Origin of the sequence: Sulfitobacter sp. 15WGC (genome assembly GCF_005068605.1) — a bacterium.
Taxonomy (GTDB): Bacteria; Pseudomonadota; Alphaproteobacteria; order Rhodobacterales; family Rhodobacteraceae; genus Sulfitobacter; species Sulfitobacter faviae.
In genome coordinates, this window is sequence record NZ_SZNL01000001.1 from 39588 (window position 1) to 56979 (window position 17392).

The following is a 17392-nucleotide window of genomic DNA, read 5'->3' on the forward strand; positions in this document are numbered from 1 at the left end:
GCCCCCCCCAAGCGGACATAGGGGCGCACTACGTCGCGACCGCGCTGCATCTCGGCGTCCATTTGCCAATCGTCGAGCGCGGCGCTCTGGGGCCAGTTTGGCGGGGCTGGGATGTCGCTCGGGGTGGCCAAGGGGGTTGCCACATCGCGGCCCCGGACTGCCTTCCAATAGGGGGTGAAGACTTTGTAAAAAGCGCCGGTCTTGGTCTCAACCGTCCAAGGCTCGAACATCAGATGCCCGGCAAAACTGCAGGCCTCGGCCCCATCGTCCTTTAGCGCCTCTTTGACCTTGGCGTCGCGGTCGATCGCGGCGGGATCGTAAAGGCGGCTCCAATAGACCGCCCCCGCGCCGGTGGCCTCGATTACCTCGCGCAGCACCTCAAGCGCATCGCCACGGCGCAGGATCAGGCGGCTGCCCTTCTCGGCCAAAGTCTCCCCAAGGCAGCCTAAGGCCAGCCCGAGGCGGAATTTTGGCGCCGCGCCCAAAGCTTCCGATTGTGCGTCGTGGATGAACAGCGGGATCACCGGGCGGCCCGACTGGCAGGCCGCCGTCAGGGCGGGATGGTCGCTCAGCCGCAGATCGCGGCGGAACCACATGATAATCGGGGAATTGTCGCTCACGTTCGGGGTCTTGCTCCTGCACTTGTCCCGAAACATAGCGCCCCTGCGCCGGGGTCAAGGATCAGAGCAGATCATCCAGCGCGTTCAACAGTTTGTCCATTTCATCCTGCGTTGTGTAATGGGTGAAGCTGAGGCGGAGCACGCCTTTGGCCTCATCCACCCCCATCGCACCAAGCGCCCGGCCCGCGTAGAAGGTGCCACCCCCTGCCATGATGCCGCGTGCGGCCAATGCCTGCGCCATCTCGACCCCCGGTCGATCAAGCGCCAAGGCCACCGTGGGCGCTCGGGTCGCCGCATCGGTGGGGCCGATGACTCGCACCGAGTTGCGCGCCGCCATGGCATCCAGCAGCGGTTGCAGCAAAGCCGTCTCATGGGCGCGCATTGCGTCATGCACAGCGACACCGCGTGCCGTGGCCCCGGCAGTGCCGCCGATATGGTGGGCGTGGAAGGCGTCGATATAATCCGCCATGCCCGCGCTGGCTGCGATCTGCGCGTGATCCGGCCCGGCGGGGGTGAAACGCTTGTAAAGCACGTCTCCATTGAAGTGATGCGCTTGGTTCGGCAGCAGTTCGGCCAGCGCCCGGCGGATGACCATGACACCCTGATGCGGCCCGAAGGTCTTGTAAGCGGAAAAGAGGTAGATATCCGGCCCCAGCACCCCGAGATCGGCAAATCCATGCGGCGCATAAGAGACGCCATCGACGCAGACGAAAGCACCGGCCGCATGGGCCAGCGCCGTGATCTCGGTCACCGGGTTGATCTCGCCCACCACATTTGAGCAATGCGGGAAGCAGACCAGCCGGACATTCTCGTCCAAGAGGTCTTCGAGCTTTGCCGGATCGAGATGCCCGGTTTCAGGGTCGATCTGCCATTCACGGATCTCGATCCCCCGCTCGGCCAGCCGCCGCCACGGGCCGGTATTGGCCTCATGGTCCTGATTGGTCACGACGATCGCCTCACCGGGCTGCATCATCTGGCCGAAAGCCTGCGCCAACACATAGGTGTTCTGCGTGGTCGAGGGGCCAAAGCTCAGCTCCTCCGGCGTCACGCCAAGGATCGCGGCCATGCGGGTGCGGGCTTCGTCCATCTCCTCCCCACCAAGGCGGCTGGCCTCATAGGCGCCGTAGGGCTGCACCTTTCGCTGGGAGTAGAAGCGATGCAGCCGGTCGATCACTTGGCGGCAGGTGTAAGACCCACCGGCGTTCTCAAAGAAAGCCTGCCCTTGAAGGCTCGGCTCGGCGAAGGCGGGAAATTGGGCGCGGACCCATTCGGAATCAATATGCATGGCGCGAAGGTTGACCGCAGCGCGGCCAAGGTCAAGCGCCCAAAGAAAACGGCGCCCCCGAAGGGCCGCCGTCATCCGTGTTGCAAAGGCTGTGCAGGTTAACGAATTCTACGCTCGTCCTGCAGGCCACGGAAGATGCAGAAGCACATGAAGAGCAGCAGCAGCGTGAACAGCAACCCGGTGGAGATCACCATGGATTGCAGCGCCGCCAAACCGCCGCCGATCAACAGCGCGATGGCCACGGCACCCTCAAAGATGCACCAGAACACCCGCTGCGGCACCGGCGCGTCGACCTTGCCGCCTGCGGTGATCGTGTCGATCACAAGCGACCCGGAGTCGGACGAGGTGACGAAGAACACCACCACCAGCACGATGCCGATGAAGGAGGTGATCGAAGCCAGCGGCAGCGCGTCGAGCATTTTGAACAGCTGCAACGGCAGACCCGCATCTTGCGCCGCGGTGTAGCCGTCGTTCAACACCTGATGGATCGCGGTGCCGCCAAAGATCGACATCCAGAGCACACAGACCAGCGAGGGGATCAGCAGCACGCAGATCACGAATTCCCGCACGGTGCGGCCCCGGCTGACGCGGGCGATGAACATGCCGACGAAGGGTGACCAGCTGATCCACCATGCCCAGTAGAAGGCCGTCCAGCCCTGGGAGAAGTTCACGTCTTCACGGCCAAACGGGTTCGCCAGCGCGGGCAGATATTCGATATAGGCTACCAGCGATTCCCAGAAGAAGGACAGCAGGAAGATCGTCGGTCCGACAAAGAGCGTGAACAGCGCCAGCAAGGCGGCCAGCCCCATGTTGATCTCACTCAGCACCTTCACACCGCCATCAAGGCCGCGCAGAACCGAGACCAGCGCCACGGCGGTGATCAGGGAAATCAGCACGATCTCGGAGGTGGTGCCGGTTGGGATGCCGAATAATTCGTTCAGACCCGCGTTCGCCTGCGTGGCCCCCAGACCGAGCGACGTCGCCAGACCAAAGAGCGTGGCGAAAACCGCGATGGTGTCGATGATATGCCCGGGCCAGCCCCAAACACGTTCGCCCAGAACCGGGTAAAAGGCCGAGCGGATCGTCAGCGGCAGACCTTTGTTATAGGTGAACAACGCCAGCGCCAGCGCGACGATGGCATAGATCGCCCAAGGGTGCAGACCCCAGTGATAGATCGTCGCCGCCATGCCAAGGCGCAGCGAACCGGCCTCGTCACCCGTGGCGGCACCCAAGGGGGCCCAGTCGGTGCGCAAACCGTTTTCTGTCGTGATCTCGCCCATGGAGGTCGAGAAATGGGTCAAAGGCTCGGAGACGCCGTAGAACATCAGGCCAATGCCCATGCCCGCCGCGAAAAGCATCGCAAACCAGCCCAGATAGGTATAATCCGCGACCGCTTCATTGCCGCCAAGGCGGACACTGCCAAAGGGCGTGACGATCAGCAAAAGTGCAAAGATCACCACCAGGTCGGCAGAGCCGATCAGGAACCAGTCGAAGTTCTTGGTGGTAAAGTTGAACATGGCCGAGAAGATCGCGGCGGCCTGTTCCGGCAATGCGATGGTGTAGAACACGAAGACCACGACCGCGATCCCCGAGATTAGAAAGACCGGGTTGTGAATATCCAGCCCGAACGGCCCGATCTGCCGTTCGATATTGTCCTGACCGATCTCATAATCGGTATCGATCACATCCGCCTTGCCCTCAGGCTCGGGGATGCCGTGCGAATTGGTATCGCTCATTATCTGTTCCCTCTTTGATGACAGATTACCGCGCAAAACGCGGCCTTCTGTTTTTCTCATCCGTGCGCAACAGGATAGAGGCCTGCGGCCATTGGGCAAGCCATTGCGGCCAAGCCCCCTTGGAAACTTGGCTAAAACGACCTTTTCGGTATCTGCTGCGACGTAAGTTTGGGGGGACTACCCTGTCCCGAGCGCGGCTGCAATCGCATCGGCCTGTTCGCGAATCCGGTCCATGTCGCCTTGGACACCGGGCGGACGCAGCTTATCGCCCTCATGCCGCGGCAGGATGTGGTAGTGGAGGTGAAAGACCTCTTGCCCGCCTGCGGCCTCGTTAAACTGCTGCACCGTGATGCCATCGGCGCCAAAGGCGCGCAGGCAGGCGTTGGCGACTTTCTGAACCGTCGCAAGACAATCCGCCAATTGTGCGGGGCTCGCGTCGAGCATGTTGCGGCAGGGGGACTTGGGGATCACCAGACAATGCCCTTCGGCGCGGGGCATGATGTCCATGAAGCAATAGGTCTTGTCGTCCTCATAGACCTTAAAGCTGGGGATCTCTTTGCGCAGAATTTTGGCAAAGATATTGTCGTCGTCGTAGCTGGCCATCATGCTCTCCTTCTGGCGGTCGGGGCGGCGCGGACCATTAACCACACCGCCCCGCGCCGAGGCAATATCAAGCGTTTACGTCGACGACCACCCGGCCCTTGACCTGCCCTTTCAGGATGTCCGCCCCCAGTTGCGGCAGGTCGCTGAGCCCAGCGGGTTGGACCATCGTCTCAAGCTTGTCAATTGGCAGGTCTTTGGCCACCCGCTCCCAGGCGCGCAGACGGTTGTCATAGGGCTGCATGACGCTGTCGATGCCCAAGAGGTTCACGCCGCGCAGCAGGAACGGGATCACCGTGGCAGGCAGGGCCGCACCGCCCGCAAGGCCCACGGCCGCCACGCTCGCCCCATATTCCATCTGACCCAGCACGCGGGCCAGCATCGCGCCGCCCACGGCATCGACGCATCCGCCCCATGTCTCGCCCTCAAGGGGGCGTTTGACCGTCTCGTTGATCTCGTCCCGCGCGACGATCCGGGCCGCTCCAAGGCTCTTGAGGTAATCTTCGGTCTCGGGCCGCCCGGTGACCGCCGCCACCTCATAGCCGAGGTTGGCAAGGATCGCCGTGGCGACGGAGCCCACGCCCCCCGCAGCACCCGTGACCAGAACCGGGCCCTTCTTGATGCCGTGATCCTCTAGCGCCATGACGGCCAGCATCGCGGTGAAACCTGCCGTGCCCACGGCCATCGCTTGCCGCGTGTTCAGCCCTTCGGGCAGCGGCACCAGCCAATCGGCCTTGACCCGCGCCTTTTGCGCATAGCCGCCCCAATGCGCCTCGCCGACGCGCCAACCGGTCAACACCACCTTGTCGCCGGGCTTGTAACGGTCGTCATTCGAGGTCTCGACCGTGCCGGCGAAATCAATGCCCGGCACATGCGGATAGTTGCGGACCAAGCCACCACCCGGCCCGATGCATAGGCCGTCTTTGTAGTTCACGGTGGAATATTCGACCGCGACCGTCACCTCGGCCTCGGGCAGTTGGTCTTCGGTGATCTGGGTGACCTCGGCCTGGGTCTTGCCTTCGTCATCCTTGTTTACAATCAGCGCATTGAAGCTCATCTTTCATCTCCTTTTCAGGTTTCAATCGACCGGACCTCAGGCCCAGAAACTGTCCCGTACGGTCACGTCACGCGCGCCATCGGGGGTGTGCGCCCGCAATCGCGTGCCCGGGTCCCAATGGGTCATGCGCACCATTCCGATGGCGACATTCACGCCAAAGTCGGGGGACCAAACCGCTGAGGTCACCTGCCCCACGCGCTTGTCGCCCGCCATCAAGGGCCAGACACGATCACAAAGCGGCACCGGATCGCCCGCGATCTCTAGGGGACGTATCTGTTGCACCGGACCCTCTTTTGCCACCCGCAGCAGCGCATCTCGGCCGATACAGCCCATCGCCGCCTGCGTGTCGCAGAGCTTGCCAAGACCGCATTCGTGGGGCGTGTTGTCGTCGGTCATGTCATTGCCATAGCTCAACAATCCGCCCTCGATCCGCTCAATCAGGTTCGGACAGCCCGCGCGCACATCCAGATCTCGGCCCGCCTCGAAAAGCGCCTCCCAAAGCGGCATCGCGATGTCGGCCCCTTCGGTATAAATCTCAAAGCCGCCCTGTTTGGAGTAGCCGGAGCGCGCGACATTCATGGCGCGCCCTTGAAACTGGAACTCCCCGAAGCGGAAGAACTTCACCTCCTGCACCCCCGCGCCAAAGACGCGTTCCATCAGGTCTTCGGCTTTCGGCCCCTGCACCGCCAGCAGGTTCACATCCGGCTCATCGACCAAAACATCAAGATGATAACCGTTGCATATCCCCTTGGCCCACAACAACAAATCGCTATCGGCGATGGAAATCCACCAACGATCCTCGGCCAGTTTCACCGCCACCGGATCATTGAGCATCCCACCCGTCTCATCCACGATCGGCACATAGACACAGCGGCCCGGCGCCACATCGCGCAGGTCGCGCGGTGTCAGCATTTGCATCAGTCGAGAAGCATCGGGCCCGCGCAGTTCGACCTGTCTTTCGCAAGCAACGTCCCAGACTTGCACGGCTTTCTTCAAGTGGTGATAATCCGCCTCGGTACTCTCAAATACGGTGGGCAGCAGCATCCGGTTGTAGACCGTATAGGCTTTCACCCCCGCCGCCTCGACCCCGGCAGAGAATGGCGTGCGCCTGATCCGGCGCGAGGGAGAGAATTCGGCCATCAGCCCTCCTCCGGCATAAAGATGAAATCGGTCACCGGCGCGTCACATCCGGCGCTGGTGAGCATGGCGTGCACTTGGCCGCGGTGATGGGTTTGGTGGTTGAAGAAATGCACCACACATCCCGCCATCGGCTTAGAAACATCGCGCTGCAAGATACCGGAATGCCACGTTAAATCCCCATCCAGCCTTGACTGCTCCAGCCCCGCCGCCCATTGAGAAATGGCAAGATCGCAGTGCCCTCGCGCCAAAACCCAAGCGTCGCCTGAGGGGCAAAGCTCGGTGTCTTTGCCTTCCGGTTTTGGCGCGGCAGGGTCGAACCGCGACAGCCAGAGTTGATCGCACCACAGAAGATGGTTCAACGTGCCGAGGATGGAGCCGAAGAACGCCCCGCGATCCTGCGTTAACGATGCTTCATCCAAAGTCTGAACGATATTCGACAACTGTCTGTTTTGCCACGCATTATAGCGCGCCATTTCCTTGGCATAGGTGGGGGTGATCACCGCGCCCCCTGCCAGTCGATCGCGCAGACCTCAGCCGATTTGCCACCGAAATCCCAGACCCGGCCATAGTCCCGGACCTTGGATTTTACGCCACGCGCAGCGACGATATTCGGACCCATCCAGTATTTCGAGTTGGTGATCGTCACCGGCTCCCCCGGTTCGGCACCGGCCAACATCTCGATCTCGCCGTTGATCTTTCGGCCAATGTTGATGACCCGGCGGTTGCCGTCGCGAATGATTTCGACCGGGGCGCGTTCGGCGCCGATGATCTCGCTCACCAACATGGTGAACAACCCCGTGGTGCCGCCCGCAGCGCCTGAGAAGATTTGCAGCAACCCGTCATAGGCCGCCTCGCTCGCGCGGTCGTCCACATAGGCGGCGACCTTCCAATTTCCCTCGCCCATGCGGCCCGGGATGTCGACCAACAGCCCGACGTTCAGGCCGGCCAAATCCTCCCCCTCGAAATGGCCTTCGTCGATCACGATGCCCATCCACGCATGGCAGTGGCCTTCGGTCGGCAGATGCGCGCCAAGGCTGACCACGCAGGGGCAGAAGACATCGCAAGAGCAGTTCAGGAATAGCTCGCCCTTGATCGCCCAATCGGCGGGTGTCATCTCTCTGTTTGGCATATCATCCTCCTGTGATCATGGGCCAACCCGCCACGACACCTGCGCCGAGGATCAGGGCGAAACCCATTGGTTTTGTTACGTAATGCCCGATCTGGGGCAGTTTTTCGATGACCATGAAAAGCGTGGCCAGCCCCATCCAAGCAAGGTTCATTACCCCGCCGGCAAAGCCCAGAAGCATAAAGCCCCAGCAGCAACCTGCGCAAAAGGCACCGAGGCCCAGCCCCATGCGAAAGCCGCCCGCGGCGCCGGGGCGCCAGTGGCCCATGAAATACATCATCGGAGAGTGGCAGACGCCGTGGCAAATCTCCTTGGCGCGGGTGAATTGGAAGAGGCCTACAGCCAAAAGCAGCGCCGCCGCCGTCCAGCGCGATTTGGCGATGCCGAGCATGTCGATGACGCCGCCGTGCAGCAGGAGCAATTGCAAACCCGCGATCCCCGCCGCGAAGATCAGCCAGACCGCGAGGTAGCCTGCAAGCACCGCCAGCCAGCCCGCGCGCGTGCCATTGGCCGAAGTCATAAGGTCTTCGTAGGCGCGTAGCGTCGGCACCATGGTCGGGACCATCATCGCCGCCATCATCGCGCCCCACATCACGAACAGTGGAAAGAAACGCGCCATGGGCATATACATATCCATGCCCGGATCCATCTGCCGCATGCGTTCGCCCATGACACCAGGGCGGCCCAGCAGATCGAGATCCATCTGCATCGCCATGCTGTACATCATCCACCAGGCGGCGAGAATTAGGGCGAAAAACCCCAGCCATAGTGTTGATCGTACCATCCCGGTCATCGCCGCCCTCCCCTGCGTGCTCTTGTAGATTTAATGTCAGACAATTAAAGTCCTCGCAAACACTAATTGTAAGACATATGAAAATCGACCCAAGCAACCCCGCCGATCTATCGGCCCAGATCGCCACGGCCATCCGCGACGCCATCATCGGCGGGCATCTGATCGTCGACCAGCGCCTGCCCTCCGAGGCGGAGCTTGCCGAGCAGTTCGAGGTTTCCCGCCCCACGGTGCGCGAGGCGCTCAAGCGGCTGGCCGCGCAATCGCTGATCCGCACGCAGCGCGGGGCAACGGGGGGTGCTTTCGTCAACCGGCTGAGCTTTCCGGATGCCTATGCGCAGCAGATCACCACCTCGACCCTGCTGCTGTCGATGAATGCGGTGAGTTTTGAGACCGCTTGCGAGGCGCGCTTCGCCTTGGAGCGCGCCTGCGCCCCGCTATCGGCAGAACGTCGGACGGCGGACCACCTTGCCACCATGCGCGCGGAGATTCATCGGCAGGCGCAGCCGGGACTGACGGATGAGGCCTTTTGCGCCTCCGACGTGGCATTTCACCGGGCGCTGGTCGATGGTGCGGGCAATCCGGTCCTGAGTTATCAACTTGCAGGCGCGGTTGAGGCGATGCAGCCCCTGATGAATATGATCACCTTCACCGCGCGGGATCGCGCACGGATCGTTGCTCTGCATCAAGAGATCGCGGATGCGGCAGAGGCCCATGACGGCAAGGCGGTGACGGCAGGGTTGACCGCGCTGGAGGCGGAGACGCAACAGCTTGCCCAAAGCGTTTTCGCCGCGCGTGCGGCGCGGAATGCCGAAGCTGCGGGGCGACGCTAGGTTGGGCCATAAAAAACAATGAGATACGCCCTTCTCTTGACGTAGAAAATTCGACGCATCCCACCCCTTGCAATTCACCCATCGCAGCCCTATTTTACTCTTGTCCTTCGGGACTATGGACATAAACACGCTCGTAATAAGCGGTTCGGACCCGGGGGCGGTACCCGGCGGCTCCACCAAACATCCTTCATTTGGGGATCATGGGGCCGAAATAGGATCGACGAACGTCTAAAGGGGTTGCTTTGTCTCGGTGAGATACCACCGTTATCGGTTCAAACTGTACAATTGCAAATGACAATCGTGCTCCAGTTGCGATGGCCGCGTAAGCGGTTTCAGCGACTGAAATCTTAAGTCCTTAGGCCTTGCAGCTTAAGGCGGGGTTCGCAGGTACCTGGCAACAGAAACCTGCACTTTTCCCTTCCGTTTCATACCCGTTAGGCGGCGCTCTTGCATTAACTTGACCGCGCTTTCCTCTGTCCCTATCCGTGACGCAGCGAAGCCGTGGTGGCTTTGATGACGCAGGATGGCCCCGATGACCCCACCTAGTTGGCCCGATATGTTTCGCGTGTTTGGCCGGATCGGGTTAATGTCCTTCGGCGGCCCCGCAGCCCAAATCGCCGTGATGCACCGCGAGCTGGTCGAACATCGCCCGTGGCTGAGCGAGCAGACCTACCTGCGGGCCCTTTCGCTCTGTATGCTGTTGCCCGGACCGGAGGCGATGCAGCTGGCGACCTATGCAGGCTGGCGCCTGCGCGGCGTTGCGGGCGGGCTGTTGGGAGGGTTGCTTTTCGTCGTGCCGGGTGCGGTCTTCATCGCGGCACTTGCGCTGCTTTATGCGTGGTATGGGCAGATGCCCTTGGTGCAAACGGCCTTTCTGGGCATCAAGGCCGCTGTTATTATCGTGGTATTCCAAGCGCTTCTGAAGGTTTCTTCGAAGGCCCTTCACGGGCGTCTCGGCTGGGCGCTGGCCTTTGGGTCTTTCATTGCGCTCTTCGTGCTGGGCCTGCCGTTTCCACTGATCATTCTGGTGGCCGGGGCCATTGGGATGCTGACCCAAAGCCCGACGCCCGAGACCGAAGCCGCCAACCTGCCGCCGGCGCATAGCCTCCGCACCCTGCTCATCTGGGGTGGTCTCTGGGCCGCGCCGCTTCTGTTCCTTGCCCTCATCGGCGACGACTTTCTGCTGCAACTGGGGCTGTTCTTTTCCAAACTGGCCGTGGTGACCTTCGGCGGGGCCTATGCGGTGCTGGCCTATATGACCCAGACCGTGGTGCAGGATTTCGGCTGGATCGAGATGGATCAGATGATCGACGCGCTTGGTTTGGCTGAGACAACCCCCGGCCCGCTGATCCTTGTGACGCAATTCGTCGGGATGCTGGCGGGATTTGCGCAAAGCGGCCCCGCGGGGGCGATGGCTGCCGGGCTGCTGGCGCTTTGGGTCACTTTCACGCCTTGTTTCCTGTGGATTTTCCTCGCTGGCCCGTATCTTGAGGCGCTCTCTGAACAGCCGCGTATTGCAGGTGCACTGCGGGCGATCACGGCGGCTGTGGTGGGTGTCATCGCCAATCTCTCGGTTTGGTTCGCGCTGCATGTCCTGTTTGATCGGGTGGGCGCTGACGGCCCGCTCGCCCTGCCCCTGCCCGTTTGGGACAGTTTCAACCCCATGGCCGCCGCGCTTACCCTCTTGGCGGCCGTGCTGATGCTGGCGCTCAAGGGTGGTTTTGTCCTCACGATGGTTCTGCTCGCCACGCTGGCGCTGATCCTTCACGCGATTTAGCGCGGGACCCCCTTTCACTCGCCCCTGAATGGGGTATGCTTACCCTTGCCCATCGCCCGGACCGGAGAGAAGAATGAGCCGCAGCATTGATTACGGCAACCTGATGCACGAAGCCATGCGGGGCCTGATCCGCAGGGTCTTGCAAGACGTATCGGACAAGGGACTGCCGGGGAATCACCATTTCTTCATCACCTTCGACACCTCGCATCCGGATGCGGAATTGGCCGATTGGCTGTCCGACCGCTATCCCGATGAGATGACCGTGGTGATGCAGCATTGGTACGACGGCCTCGATGTGGGTGAAGACGGTTTCGCCATCACGTTGAACTTCGGCGATGCGCCAGAGCCGCTCTATATTCCTTACGACGCGATCCGCACCTTCGTGGACCCTTCGGTTGAGTTTGGCCTGCGGTTCGAACAGCAAGAGACCGAAGAGGAAGACGTGGCGGAAGATGAGGCCACGCTCGACCAGACGGATGAGGCAGAGTTGGAAGTCGCGGAAGAGCCGGTCAAAGATGCCGAGATCGTCTCGCTCGATTCCTTTCGGAAGTAGCGCCGGAATGGCCGTTAGCGCCATCCCCGCATTGCGCAGCGCGTAAGGCGCAGGTACACCGCTGGACAACGATAAGTCACAGCAGGAGCCACAGAATGGCCGATACCCGCACCGAAACCGACAGCTTTGGTCCGCTCGAAGTCCCCGCCGATAAATACTGGGGCGCGCAGACGCAGCGTTCGATCATGAACTTCCCGATTGGCTGGGAGAAGCAGCCCATCGCCATCGTGCGCGCGCTCGGCGTGATCAAGAAAGCCTGCGCGCAGGCGAATGTGGCGCAGGGCTCGCTGGATGAGGAACGCGGTCGCGCGATCATTCAAGCCGCCGGAGAGGTCTTCGAGGGCAAGTTCGACGACAACTTCCCGCTGGTGGTCTGGCAGACCGGTTCCGGCACCCAGTCGAACATGAACGCCAATGAGGTCATCGCCAACCGCGCGATCGAACTCATGGGCGGCACTATCGGCTCGAAAGATCCGGTGCACCCCAACGATCACTGCAACATGGGCCAGTCCTCGAACGACACTTTCCCCACTGCCATGCATATCGCCACCGCGATGACGGCGCGTGACGTGCTGCTGCCGGGGCTGGAGAAGCTGCACGGCGCATTGCAGAAGAAGGTCGAGGAATTCGACGGCATCATCAAGATTGGCCGCACCCATACGCAGGACGCGACACCGCTGACGCTGTCTCAGGAATTCTCGGGCTACACCCATCAGGTTGCCATGGGCATCGCCCGCGTGCGCGACGCGCTTGGCCGTATCTATGAGCTGGCACAGGGCGGCACCGCCGTGGGCACCGGGCTGAACACCAAGCAGGGCTGGTCCGAGACCGTGGCCCACAACATGGCCGAGATCACCGGCCTGCCCTTCGTCACAGCACCCAACAAGTTCGAAGCGCTGGCCGCCCATGACGCGATGGTCGAGATCTCCGGCGCGCTGAAGACCGTGTCGGCATCGCTGTTCAAGATCGCCAATGACATCCGCCTTCTGGGCTCCGGCCCGCGCTGCGGTCTGGGCGAATTGATCCTGCCCGAGAACGAGCCCGGCTCTTCGATCATGCCGGGCAAGGTGAACCCGACCCAATGCGAGGCGCTGACGCAGGTCTGCGCCCATGTCATGGGCAATGATGCCGCCGTGGGCTTCGCCGGATCGCAGGGCCATTTCGAGCTTAACGTCTACAAGCCGATGATGGCCTATAACGTTTTGCAATCCATGCAGCTTTTGGGCGATGCGGCCTCGGCCTTTACCGACAATCTGGTGGATGGCCTCAAGGCTGACGCGGACCGGATCGAGAAGCTGATGCGCGAGTCGCTGATGCTGGTCACCGCGCTGGCCCCCGAGATCGGTTATGACAACGCCACCAAGGTCGCCAAGACCGCGCATAAGAACGGCACCACGTTGAAGGAAGAGGCGATTGCCTTGGGCTTCGTCGATGCCGAGACATTCGAGCGTGTGGTGCGCCCTGAGAACATGATCGGCCCGAAATGAGCCAGCCCATCAACCTGAACAAGGCGAGAAAGGCACGCGATCTTGCGGCCCGCCGCGCTCAGGCGGATGAGAATGCGCTGCGCTTTGGCCGCAGCAAAGCTGAGAAGGAGGCGGCGCGCAAAAGCGCCGCCCAAGCCAAGGCCACGCTCGACGCGCATAAGCGCGAGACATGAGCGCACGGCCCCGCAAACATTCGGTGACCCTAACGGGCCACCGGACATCGATCTCCCTCGAAGACGAGTTTTGGGATGAGTTCCGCGCCATCGCCGCAGCGCGGGGCATGCCAATCAACGCATTGGTGGCCGAGATCGACGCCGCCCGTGGGCTGGACATCGGGCTTGCCGGGGCGATCCGCCTGTTTGTGCTGCGGTCGTTAAAGGAACGTTTACCAAAAGCGGATTAGCGTCGGGCCATGTCCGTCGGATCCCCTCTCTCACCCGCCGCTTGGCTGGATGATATTTTTGCCTCAAAGGCGGCTATTCGCGGACAGGTCATTCGACGTAATGCGCGCGATATTGAGAAGTTTGTTGGACGCCAAACATTTGAAAACGAATTAAAACGTCGTGGTTTTCAAGCGGTTGAGAACGCCGGACAGGTCATCATATTTTGCAATAGAGAACCTATCCGGCGGATTGCCTAGCCGTTTTCTTTTAAAGAAAACGGGACCGGAATTTTCAAAAAATTCCGTTTAACAAATCGACGCTTGGTAGATTTTCTCGATGTTCTGCCCGAGCGCCTCATTGAACTCCGCGTCCGTCATCTTGACGTTCAGCCCTTCCGTCAAAGCGCGGGAGAAGCTGGCGATCATCGTCCGGTTTTTGCCCAGCCGTTCGCAGGCTTCCGCTGTGGAATAACCGCCTGACAGCGCCACGACGCGCAGCACATTGGCGTGTTCGGCCAGATCGTCATAGAGACCGGCCTTCTCGGGGATCGTCAGCTTCAGCATCACCATCTCACCTTCGGGCAGCGCCTTCAGGTGTTTCGCGATCTCACCGTGCAGAATTTCTTCGGCCTCGGCCTTGCTCTCGGAGTTGATGTTCACCTCAGGCTCGATGATCGGCACGAGACCGGCGGCGCAGACCTGTTTGGCCAGTTCGAACTGCTGCGCCACCACGGCGGCGATGCCGTTTTCATTGGCCTCATGAATGACAGAGCGTTCCTTGGTGCCGAAGATGCCGTGTTTCACGGCACGGGCCAGCAGATCGTCGATCTCCATGATCGGCTTCATCATCTGCACGCCGTTGGTGGTCTCTTCCAAACCCTTGTCGATCTTCAGGAAAGGCACCACGCCGCGGTCTTCCCAGAGCAGCTGCGCGACCGGTTTGCCGTTGATCGTGTCATCCATCGTGCGCTCGAAAAGGATCGCGCCAATCACTTTCTCAGAGGTGAAATCATCGGCCAGGATGATCCGCGCCCGCATGTCATGGACGGCTTTGAACATCTCTTCGTCGCCGTTGTAATCCGACGGTTCCACGCCATAGAGGCTCAGCGCCTTGGGGGTGGAGCCACCCGATTGATCAAGCGCCGCGATGAAGCCCTTGCCGCTGTCCATTTGCTCAAGTTGCGCCTTGTCGTAGCCCATGTCACTCAGGTCCTATTTTGATTCCGTTCGCTGCGTTTCTAATTGAAACGCACAGCCGATGATAGCAGCTAGCGTCTTGATAGCGCTAACCAAATGCCCTTATCTGAACGGACGGTCAAATGTGCGACAGGCACTGGCACGCGGTCCGGTTGGGCCGTCACGCGGAAGTCGCGCAGGATGCGCGACAGGATCAGCGGCCCCTCGACCATGGCAAAGCCCGCCCCGGTGCAGACCCGCGGCCCGGCGGAGAATGGGATGAACGCGTCGCGCTGGCACTGTTTGCCATTCTCGGTCTGCCAACGGGTCGGGTCAAAGCCGTCGGGGTTGTCCCAAAGCCGTTCGTGGCGGTGCAGATGCCACGGGCTGAGCACCAGTTGCGCGCCCTGTTTCACCTGTCGGTCACGGAAGCGTTCGGGGCAGCGGTTCTCGCGCACCATCATCGGCACCGGCGGGTAGAGGCGCAGCGTCTCGCGAAAAACATCGCGGCTGAGCTTGAGTTTCGACATCACCGCGAAATCGCAGGTCTCAAGCGCCTGCGCCTCTTCGGCCAGCCGCTCTTGCCACGCGGGATGGGTGGCCATCAAATACAGCGCCCAAGCAAGGGCAGACGCGCTGGTCTCATGCCCTGCAAGAAAGAAGATCGCGACCTGATCGACCATCTCTTGGGTGTCGAAGCGCTCTCCGGTTTCGGGATCGGCTTGGGTCATGATCTTGGTGGCAAGATCATCGGGCGCGGTGCCCGCCTCGATCTGCGCCATGCGCGCGCGGGTCAGATCGGTGATCAGCGTCCTGATCCGCGCCGCGCTGGCCCGCGTGTCGCGGCGAAACAGGCGCGGCATCCAGCGCGGCAGCGGCAAAAGCGCCCCGAGGTTCAGGATTGGCTGGCTGCGCTGGTAATTGCGAAACTCGTCAAAGACCGCCCGGGCGACCTCATGTTCGATCGGCAGGGAAAACAGCGTGCGAAAGATCACATCGGCGGCGGCGTGGCTTGTCTCAGCCTCGATCTCGACCACCTCACCCGCCTTGGGGTCCAGCCGTGCCGCAGCCGCCTCTGCCGCGTCCCACATGGCGGGAAAAGTCTCTCGCAGGCGCCCGCCCTCGAAGGCTGGGTCGATGATGCGGCGCTGGCGTTTCCATGTCTCGCCATTGGTCAGAAAGACAGAGTTGCCCAAGAGGGGCCGCAGCCCCTCGCCGATGCGGTCGGACTTGGGGAAATCTTCGGGCCGGTCCTTCAACACGGTTTTGACCAGCTCGGGCTGGTTCATCAGGTAGCTGCGAAAGAAGGGCGTTTTGAACTCGGCCATCCACGCCCGATAGAGCCGCGCGGGCTGGGCCGAGAGGATGTCGGCGCGGAACAGTTTGGCATAGCGCCAGAGCGACACGCGGTCGGGCCGCGCGGGGGGTTTGGGCGGATGGCTCATGCGGCGACAGAGGTGTATTTGCTGACCGCGTGGTCGATCCGCGATTTCGACGCGGGCCGCCCGTCATAGCGCGCGGCGAGGGTCTGGGGCCCGGCGGTGATCTGGAAATAATCGTAGTCGCGTGGGCGGTCGAAGGCACAAAGATACTGGAAATGCAGCCGGAAGAAACGCCAGCGCAGCGCTTTCCAACGCGCGGGGCTAAGCGTTTGCGTGAAGGCGGCGGAGAAGACCAGCGGCCAGCGTTTCCCTTCGGGCGCCACGCCGGACACCGACACCGGATCGCAAAGCGCAAAGGCGCAGCCATCGCCCGGGGCGGTGACATCGACCCAAGCCAATTCGTCGCGTGCCGAGAGATAGCGCAGATCGCCGCGCAACCGCTCGGCCCGGGGCAAGAAAGACACCATTGGCACCACCTGCCCCAGCGTGAGGAGACCCAGAGCAGGCCCGCCTTCGGCCACCCTGCCCGACCGGATCAGGTCGGCCAGCACCGAAACCCCCAGATGCGCGCCCGAGGAATGGCCGACGACCAAGACCTCGTCGACATCATCAGTCAGCGCGGCTGCGATGGCATCGCCAAAGGTGGCCATCCGGGCCTCAAGCTGCGGTGGATTCGCGCCCTTGGTGGCGGCGGAATAGGCGTAATCATGCATGAGGTAATAGGCGAAAAACTTGCCGTCCTTGTTTTTGAACCAGCGCAGCAGGGCAACGCCCAACCCCATGCCCAGTGCCGCGGAGGCGAGCCGCGCGGCCCAATGCTCGCTGAGCATGCCGAGAAGGCCATAGGTCAACAGGCTAAGCGCCACCGCCAACAGCGCCTGCGCGATTAACATGCCAACGGGGTAGAGTGCGGCGATCACCGGCCCCTTGCGCAGCCGCATCAGCCGCCAAAGCGCGCCCGACCCGATGTAGACCCAAGCGGTGCGCAACAATTGCCAATAGGTCGCCGGGATCGAACTGCTCATGCTTTCGCGCACGATGTCGGACCAGACCAGCACCTCGACCTGCGCGCTCACCCGCTGCCCGTCGATCTCAGCATTCACCTGCCAGCCGTAATTGCCGCGGCCCGCCTTCGGCTTCAGACCGATCTCATAGCCCGAGATCGCCGCCTGCGCCGCGCTTTCCTTGCGGTACAGCTCGCGGTAGCGGCGCGGGTGAATCGGATCGTAGCCGGGGATGTAGAACACCCGGCGCGTTTTCACCGTCTTTCCCTGCGCTTTGCTTACCATGCCCGCCCTCTTCTTCGGCATAGTCTAGCCGTAATTCGGGGCGAGAATAAGGCTTAACCCACGGTTGCGAGGATCGGGAAGGTTTCGAGCAGCCAGAAGGAGAAAGCCGTGAAAGCACCGGTCAGCAAGGCCAACCCGACGAGCACGAGAAGCCCCCCC

Annotated in this window: 19 protein-coding genes, 1 other RNA gene and 1 pseudogene; 8 read left to right on the forward strand and 13 right to left on the reverse strand. The window is 61.9% G+C overall.

The features are described from left to right. From FCK22_RS00200 to FCK22_RS00240, 9 genes are all read right to left on the reverse strand, one after another. Positions 1-620 (reverse strand): deoxyribodipyrimidine photo-lyase (locus FCK22_RS00200; protein ID WP_136720141.1); only part of this gene is annotated, 620 nt, incomplete at its 3' end. A 61-nt stretch (positions 621-681) separates the two neighbouring features. After that, positions 682-1905, reverse strand: coding sequence for an aminotransferase class V-fold PLP-dependent enzyme (locus FCK22_RS00205; protein WP_067266710.1), 1224 nt, complete (start codon positions 1903-1905; stop codon positions 682-684). A 98-nt stretch (positions 1906-2003) separates the two neighbouring features. Continuing rightward, positions 2004-3641: a BCCT family transporter gene (locus tag FCK22_RS00210; RefSeq protein ID WP_067266695.1), complete on the reverse strand. Its 1638-nt coding sequence runs from the start codon at positions 3639-3641 to the stop codon at positions 2004-2006. A 177-nt stretch (positions 3642-3818) separates the two neighbouring features. Then, positions 3819-4244 (reverse strand): HIT family protein, encoded by a 426-nt coding sequence (locus FCK22_RS00215; RefSeq protein ID WP_067266693.1) that lies wholly within the window; start codon positions 4242-4244, stop codon positions 3819-3821. Between the two features lie 67 nt (positions 4245-4311). After that, positions 4312-5298 (reverse strand): acryloyl-CoA reductase, encoded by a 987-nt coding sequence (acuI, locus tag FCK22_RS00220; protein ID WP_067266691.1) that lies wholly within the window; start codon positions 5296-5298, stop codon positions 4312-4314. A 36-nt stretch (positions 5299-5334) separates the two neighbouring features. After that, the gene (locus FCK22_RS00225; protein WP_067266689.1) at positions 5335-6438 is read right to left on the reverse strand and encodes a dimethylsulfoniopropionate demethylase; all 1104 of its coding nucleotides are present in this window, start codon (positions 6436-6438) and stop codon (positions 5335-5337) included. Next, positions 6438-6938, reverse strand: a complete 501-nt coding sequence (locus FCK22_RS00230) for a DinB family protein (RefSeq protein WP_231886385.1) — start codon at positions 6936-6938, stop codon at positions 6438-6440. The genes FCK22_RS00225 and FCK22_RS00230 overlap by 1 nt, the downstream gene beginning before the upstream one ends. After that, positions 6935-7567 carry a DUF1326 domain-containing protein gene (locus FCK22_RS00235; protein WP_067266687.1) on the reverse strand — a complete coding sequence of 211 codons (633 nt, stop codon included), beginning with the start codon at positions 7565-7567 and terminating at the stop codon, positions 6935-6937. The genes FCK22_RS00230 and FCK22_RS00235 overlap by 4 nt, the downstream gene beginning before the upstream one ends. A 1-nt stretch (position 7568) precedes the next feature. Beyond that, positions 7569-8357 (reverse strand): DUF2182 domain-containing protein, encoded by a 789-nt coding sequence (locus tag FCK22_RS00240; protein ID WP_067266686.1) that lies wholly within the window; start codon positions 8355-8357, stop codon positions 7569-7571. 77 nt (positions 8358-8434) lie between these two features. On the opposite strand from FCK22_RS00240, the gene FCK22_RS00245 reads away from it, so the two are divergent. The 8 genes from FCK22_RS00245 (at position 8435) to FCK22_RS00280 (ending at position 13644) form a co-directional block, all read left to right on the forward strand. Further along, complete coding sequence (locus FCK22_RS00245; protein ID WP_067266684.1) at positions 8435-9187, forward strand: FCD domain-containing protein; 753 nt, start codon at positions 8435-8437, stop codon at positions 9185-9187. Between the two features lie 63 nt (positions 9188-9250). Further along, positions 9251-9599: a transfer-messenger RNA gene (gene ssrA, locus FCK22_RS00250) on the forward strand. A 120-nt stretch (positions 9600-9719) separates the two neighbouring features. Beyond that, entirely contained in the window at positions 9720-10964 is a 1245-nt protein-coding gene (gene chrA / locus FCK22_RS00255) for a chromate efflux transporter (protein ID WP_067266682.1), read from the forward strand. A gap of 73 nt (positions 10965-11037) precedes the next feature. Continuing rightward, positions 11038-11517, forward strand: a complete 480-nt coding sequence (locus FCK22_RS00260) for a ClpXP protease specificity-enhancing factor SspB (RefSeq protein WP_067266680.1) — start codon at positions 11038-11040, stop codon at positions 11515-11517. A gap of 95 nt (positions 11518-11612) precedes the next feature. Then, positions 11613-13004 (forward strand): class II fumarate hydratase, encoded by a 1392-nt coding sequence (gene fumC, locus FCK22_RS00265; protein ID WP_067266679.1) that lies wholly within the window; start codon positions 11613-11615, stop codon positions 13002-13004. Further along, entirely contained in the window at positions 13001-13177 is a 177-nt protein-coding gene (locus tag FCK22_RS00270; protein ID WP_067266677.1) for a DUF4169 family protein, read from the forward strand. The genes fumC and FCK22_RS00270 overlap by 4 nt, the downstream gene beginning before the upstream one ends. After that, positions 13174-13407 (forward strand): ribbon-helix-helix domain-containing protein, encoded by a 234-nt coding sequence (locus FCK22_RS00275; RefSeq protein WP_067266675.1) that lies wholly within the window; start codon positions 13174-13176, stop codon positions 13405-13407. The genes FCK22_RS00270 and FCK22_RS00275 overlap by 4 nt, the downstream gene beginning before the upstream one ends. A 9-nt stretch (positions 13408-13416) precedes the next feature. After that, positions 13417-13644, forward strand: coding sequence for an N-(5'-phosphoribosyl)anthranilate isomerase (locus tag FCK22_RS00280; protein WP_082852110.1), 228 nt, complete (start codon positions 13417-13419; stop codon positions 13642-13644). Between the two features lie 48 nt (positions 13645-13692). Here the strand turns inward: FCK22_RS00280 and FCK22_RS00285 are convergent, their stop codons facing one another. The 4 genes and pseudogenes from FCK22_RS00285 to FCK22_RS19215 form a co-directional block, all read right to left on the reverse strand. Continuing rightward, positions 13693-14586 carry a fructose bisphosphate aldolase gene (locus tag FCK22_RS00285; RefSeq protein ID WP_067266674.1) on the reverse strand — a complete coding sequence of 298 codons (894 nt, stop codon included), beginning with the start codon at positions 14584-14586 and terminating at the stop codon, positions 13693-13695. Positions 14587-14654: 68 nt separating this feature from the next. Beyond that, positions 14655-16007 (reverse strand): cytochrome P450, encoded by a 1353-nt coding sequence (locus tag FCK22_RS00290; RefSeq protein ID WP_067266672.1) that lies wholly within the window; start codon positions 16005-16007, stop codon positions 14655-14657. After that, on the reverse strand, positions 16004-17233 hold the full coding sequence (locus tag FCK22_RS00295; protein WP_067266671.1) for a hypothetical protein: 1230 nt from the start codon (positions 17231-17233) through the stop codon (positions 16004-16006). The genes FCK22_RS00290 and FCK22_RS00295 overlap by 4 nt, the downstream gene beginning before the upstream one ends. 53 nt (positions 17234-17286) lie before the next feature. Continuing rightward, positions 17287-17392, reverse strand: a pseudogene (locus FCK22_RS19215) (cytochrome c biogenesis protein CcdA); the annotation flags it as partial.

What these genes read in the sequence shown, in the direction of transcription:
- FCK22_RS00245 (WP_067266684.1), top strand. Translation starts at nt 8,435, where the DNA reads ATGAAAATCGACCCAAGCAACCCCGCCGATCTATCGGCCCAGATCGCC.
- FCK22_RS00215 (WP_067266693.1), bottom strand. Translation starts at nt 4,244, where the DNA reads ATGGCCAGCTACGACGACGACAATATCTTTGCCAAAATTCTGCGCAAA.
- FCK22_RS00280 (WP_082852110.1), top strand. Translation starts at nt 13,417, where the DNA reads ATGTCCGTCGGATCCCCTCTCTCACCCGCCGCTTGGCTGGATGATATT.
- FCK22_RS00225 (WP_067266689.1), bottom strand. Translation starts at nt 6,438, where the DNA reads ATGGCCGAATTCTCTCCCTCGCGCCGGATCAGGCGCACGCCATTCTCT.
- FCK22_RS00210 (WP_067266695.1), bottom strand. Translation starts at nt 3,641, where the DNA reads ATGAGCGATACCAATTCGCACGGCATCCCCGAGCCTGAGGGCAAGGCG.
- FCK22_RS00260 (WP_067266680.1), top strand. Translation starts at nt 11,038, where the DNA reads ATGAGCCGCAGCATTGATTACGGCAACCTGATGCACGAAGCCATGCGG.
- FCK22_RS00295 (WP_067266671.1), bottom strand. Translation starts at nt 17,233, where the DNA reads ATGGTAAGCAAAGCGCAGGGAAAGACGGTGAAAACGCGCCGGGTGTTC.
- chrA (WP_067266682.1), top strand. Translation starts at nt 9,720, where the DNA reads ATGACCCCACCTAGTTGGCCCGATATGTTTCGCGTGTTTGGCCGGATC.
- FCK22_RS00285 (WP_067266674.1), bottom strand. Translation starts at nt 14,586, where the DNA reads ATGGGCTACGACAAGGCGCAACTTGAGCAAATGGACAGCGGCAAGGGC.
- fumC (WP_067266679.1), top strand. Translation starts at nt 11,613, where the DNA reads ATGGCCGATACCCGCACCGAAACCGACAGCTTTGGTCCGCTCGAAGTC.
- FCK22_RS00235 (WP_067266687.1), bottom strand. Translation starts at nt 7,567, where the DNA reads ATGCCAAACAGAGAGATGACACCCGCCGATTGGGCGATCAAGGGCGAG.
- FCK22_RS00275 (WP_067266675.1), top strand. Translation starts at nt 13,174, where the DNA reads ATGAGCGCACGGCCCCGCAAACATTCGGTGACCCTAACGGGCCACCGG.
- FCK22_RS00240 (WP_067266686.1), bottom strand. Translation starts at nt 8,357, where the DNA reads ATGACCGGGATGGTACGATCAACACTATGGCTGGGGTTTTTCGCCCTA.
- FCK22_RS00270 (WP_067266677.1), top strand. Translation starts at nt 13,001, where the DNA reads ATGAGCCAGCCCATCAACCTGAACAAGGCGAGAAAGGCACGCGATCTT.
- FCK22_RS00290 (WP_067266672.1), bottom strand. Translation starts at nt 16,007, where the DNA reads ATGAGCCATCCGCCCAAACCCCCCGCGCGGCCCGACCGCGTGTCGCTC.
- FCK22_RS00205 (WP_067266710.1), bottom strand. Translation starts at nt 1,905, where the DNA reads ATGCATATTGATTCCGAATGGGTCCGCGCCCAATTTCCCGCCTTCGCC.
- acuI (WP_067266691.1), bottom strand. Translation starts at nt 5,298, where the DNA reads ATGAGCTTCAATGCGCTGATTGTAAACAAGGATGACGAAGGCAAGACC.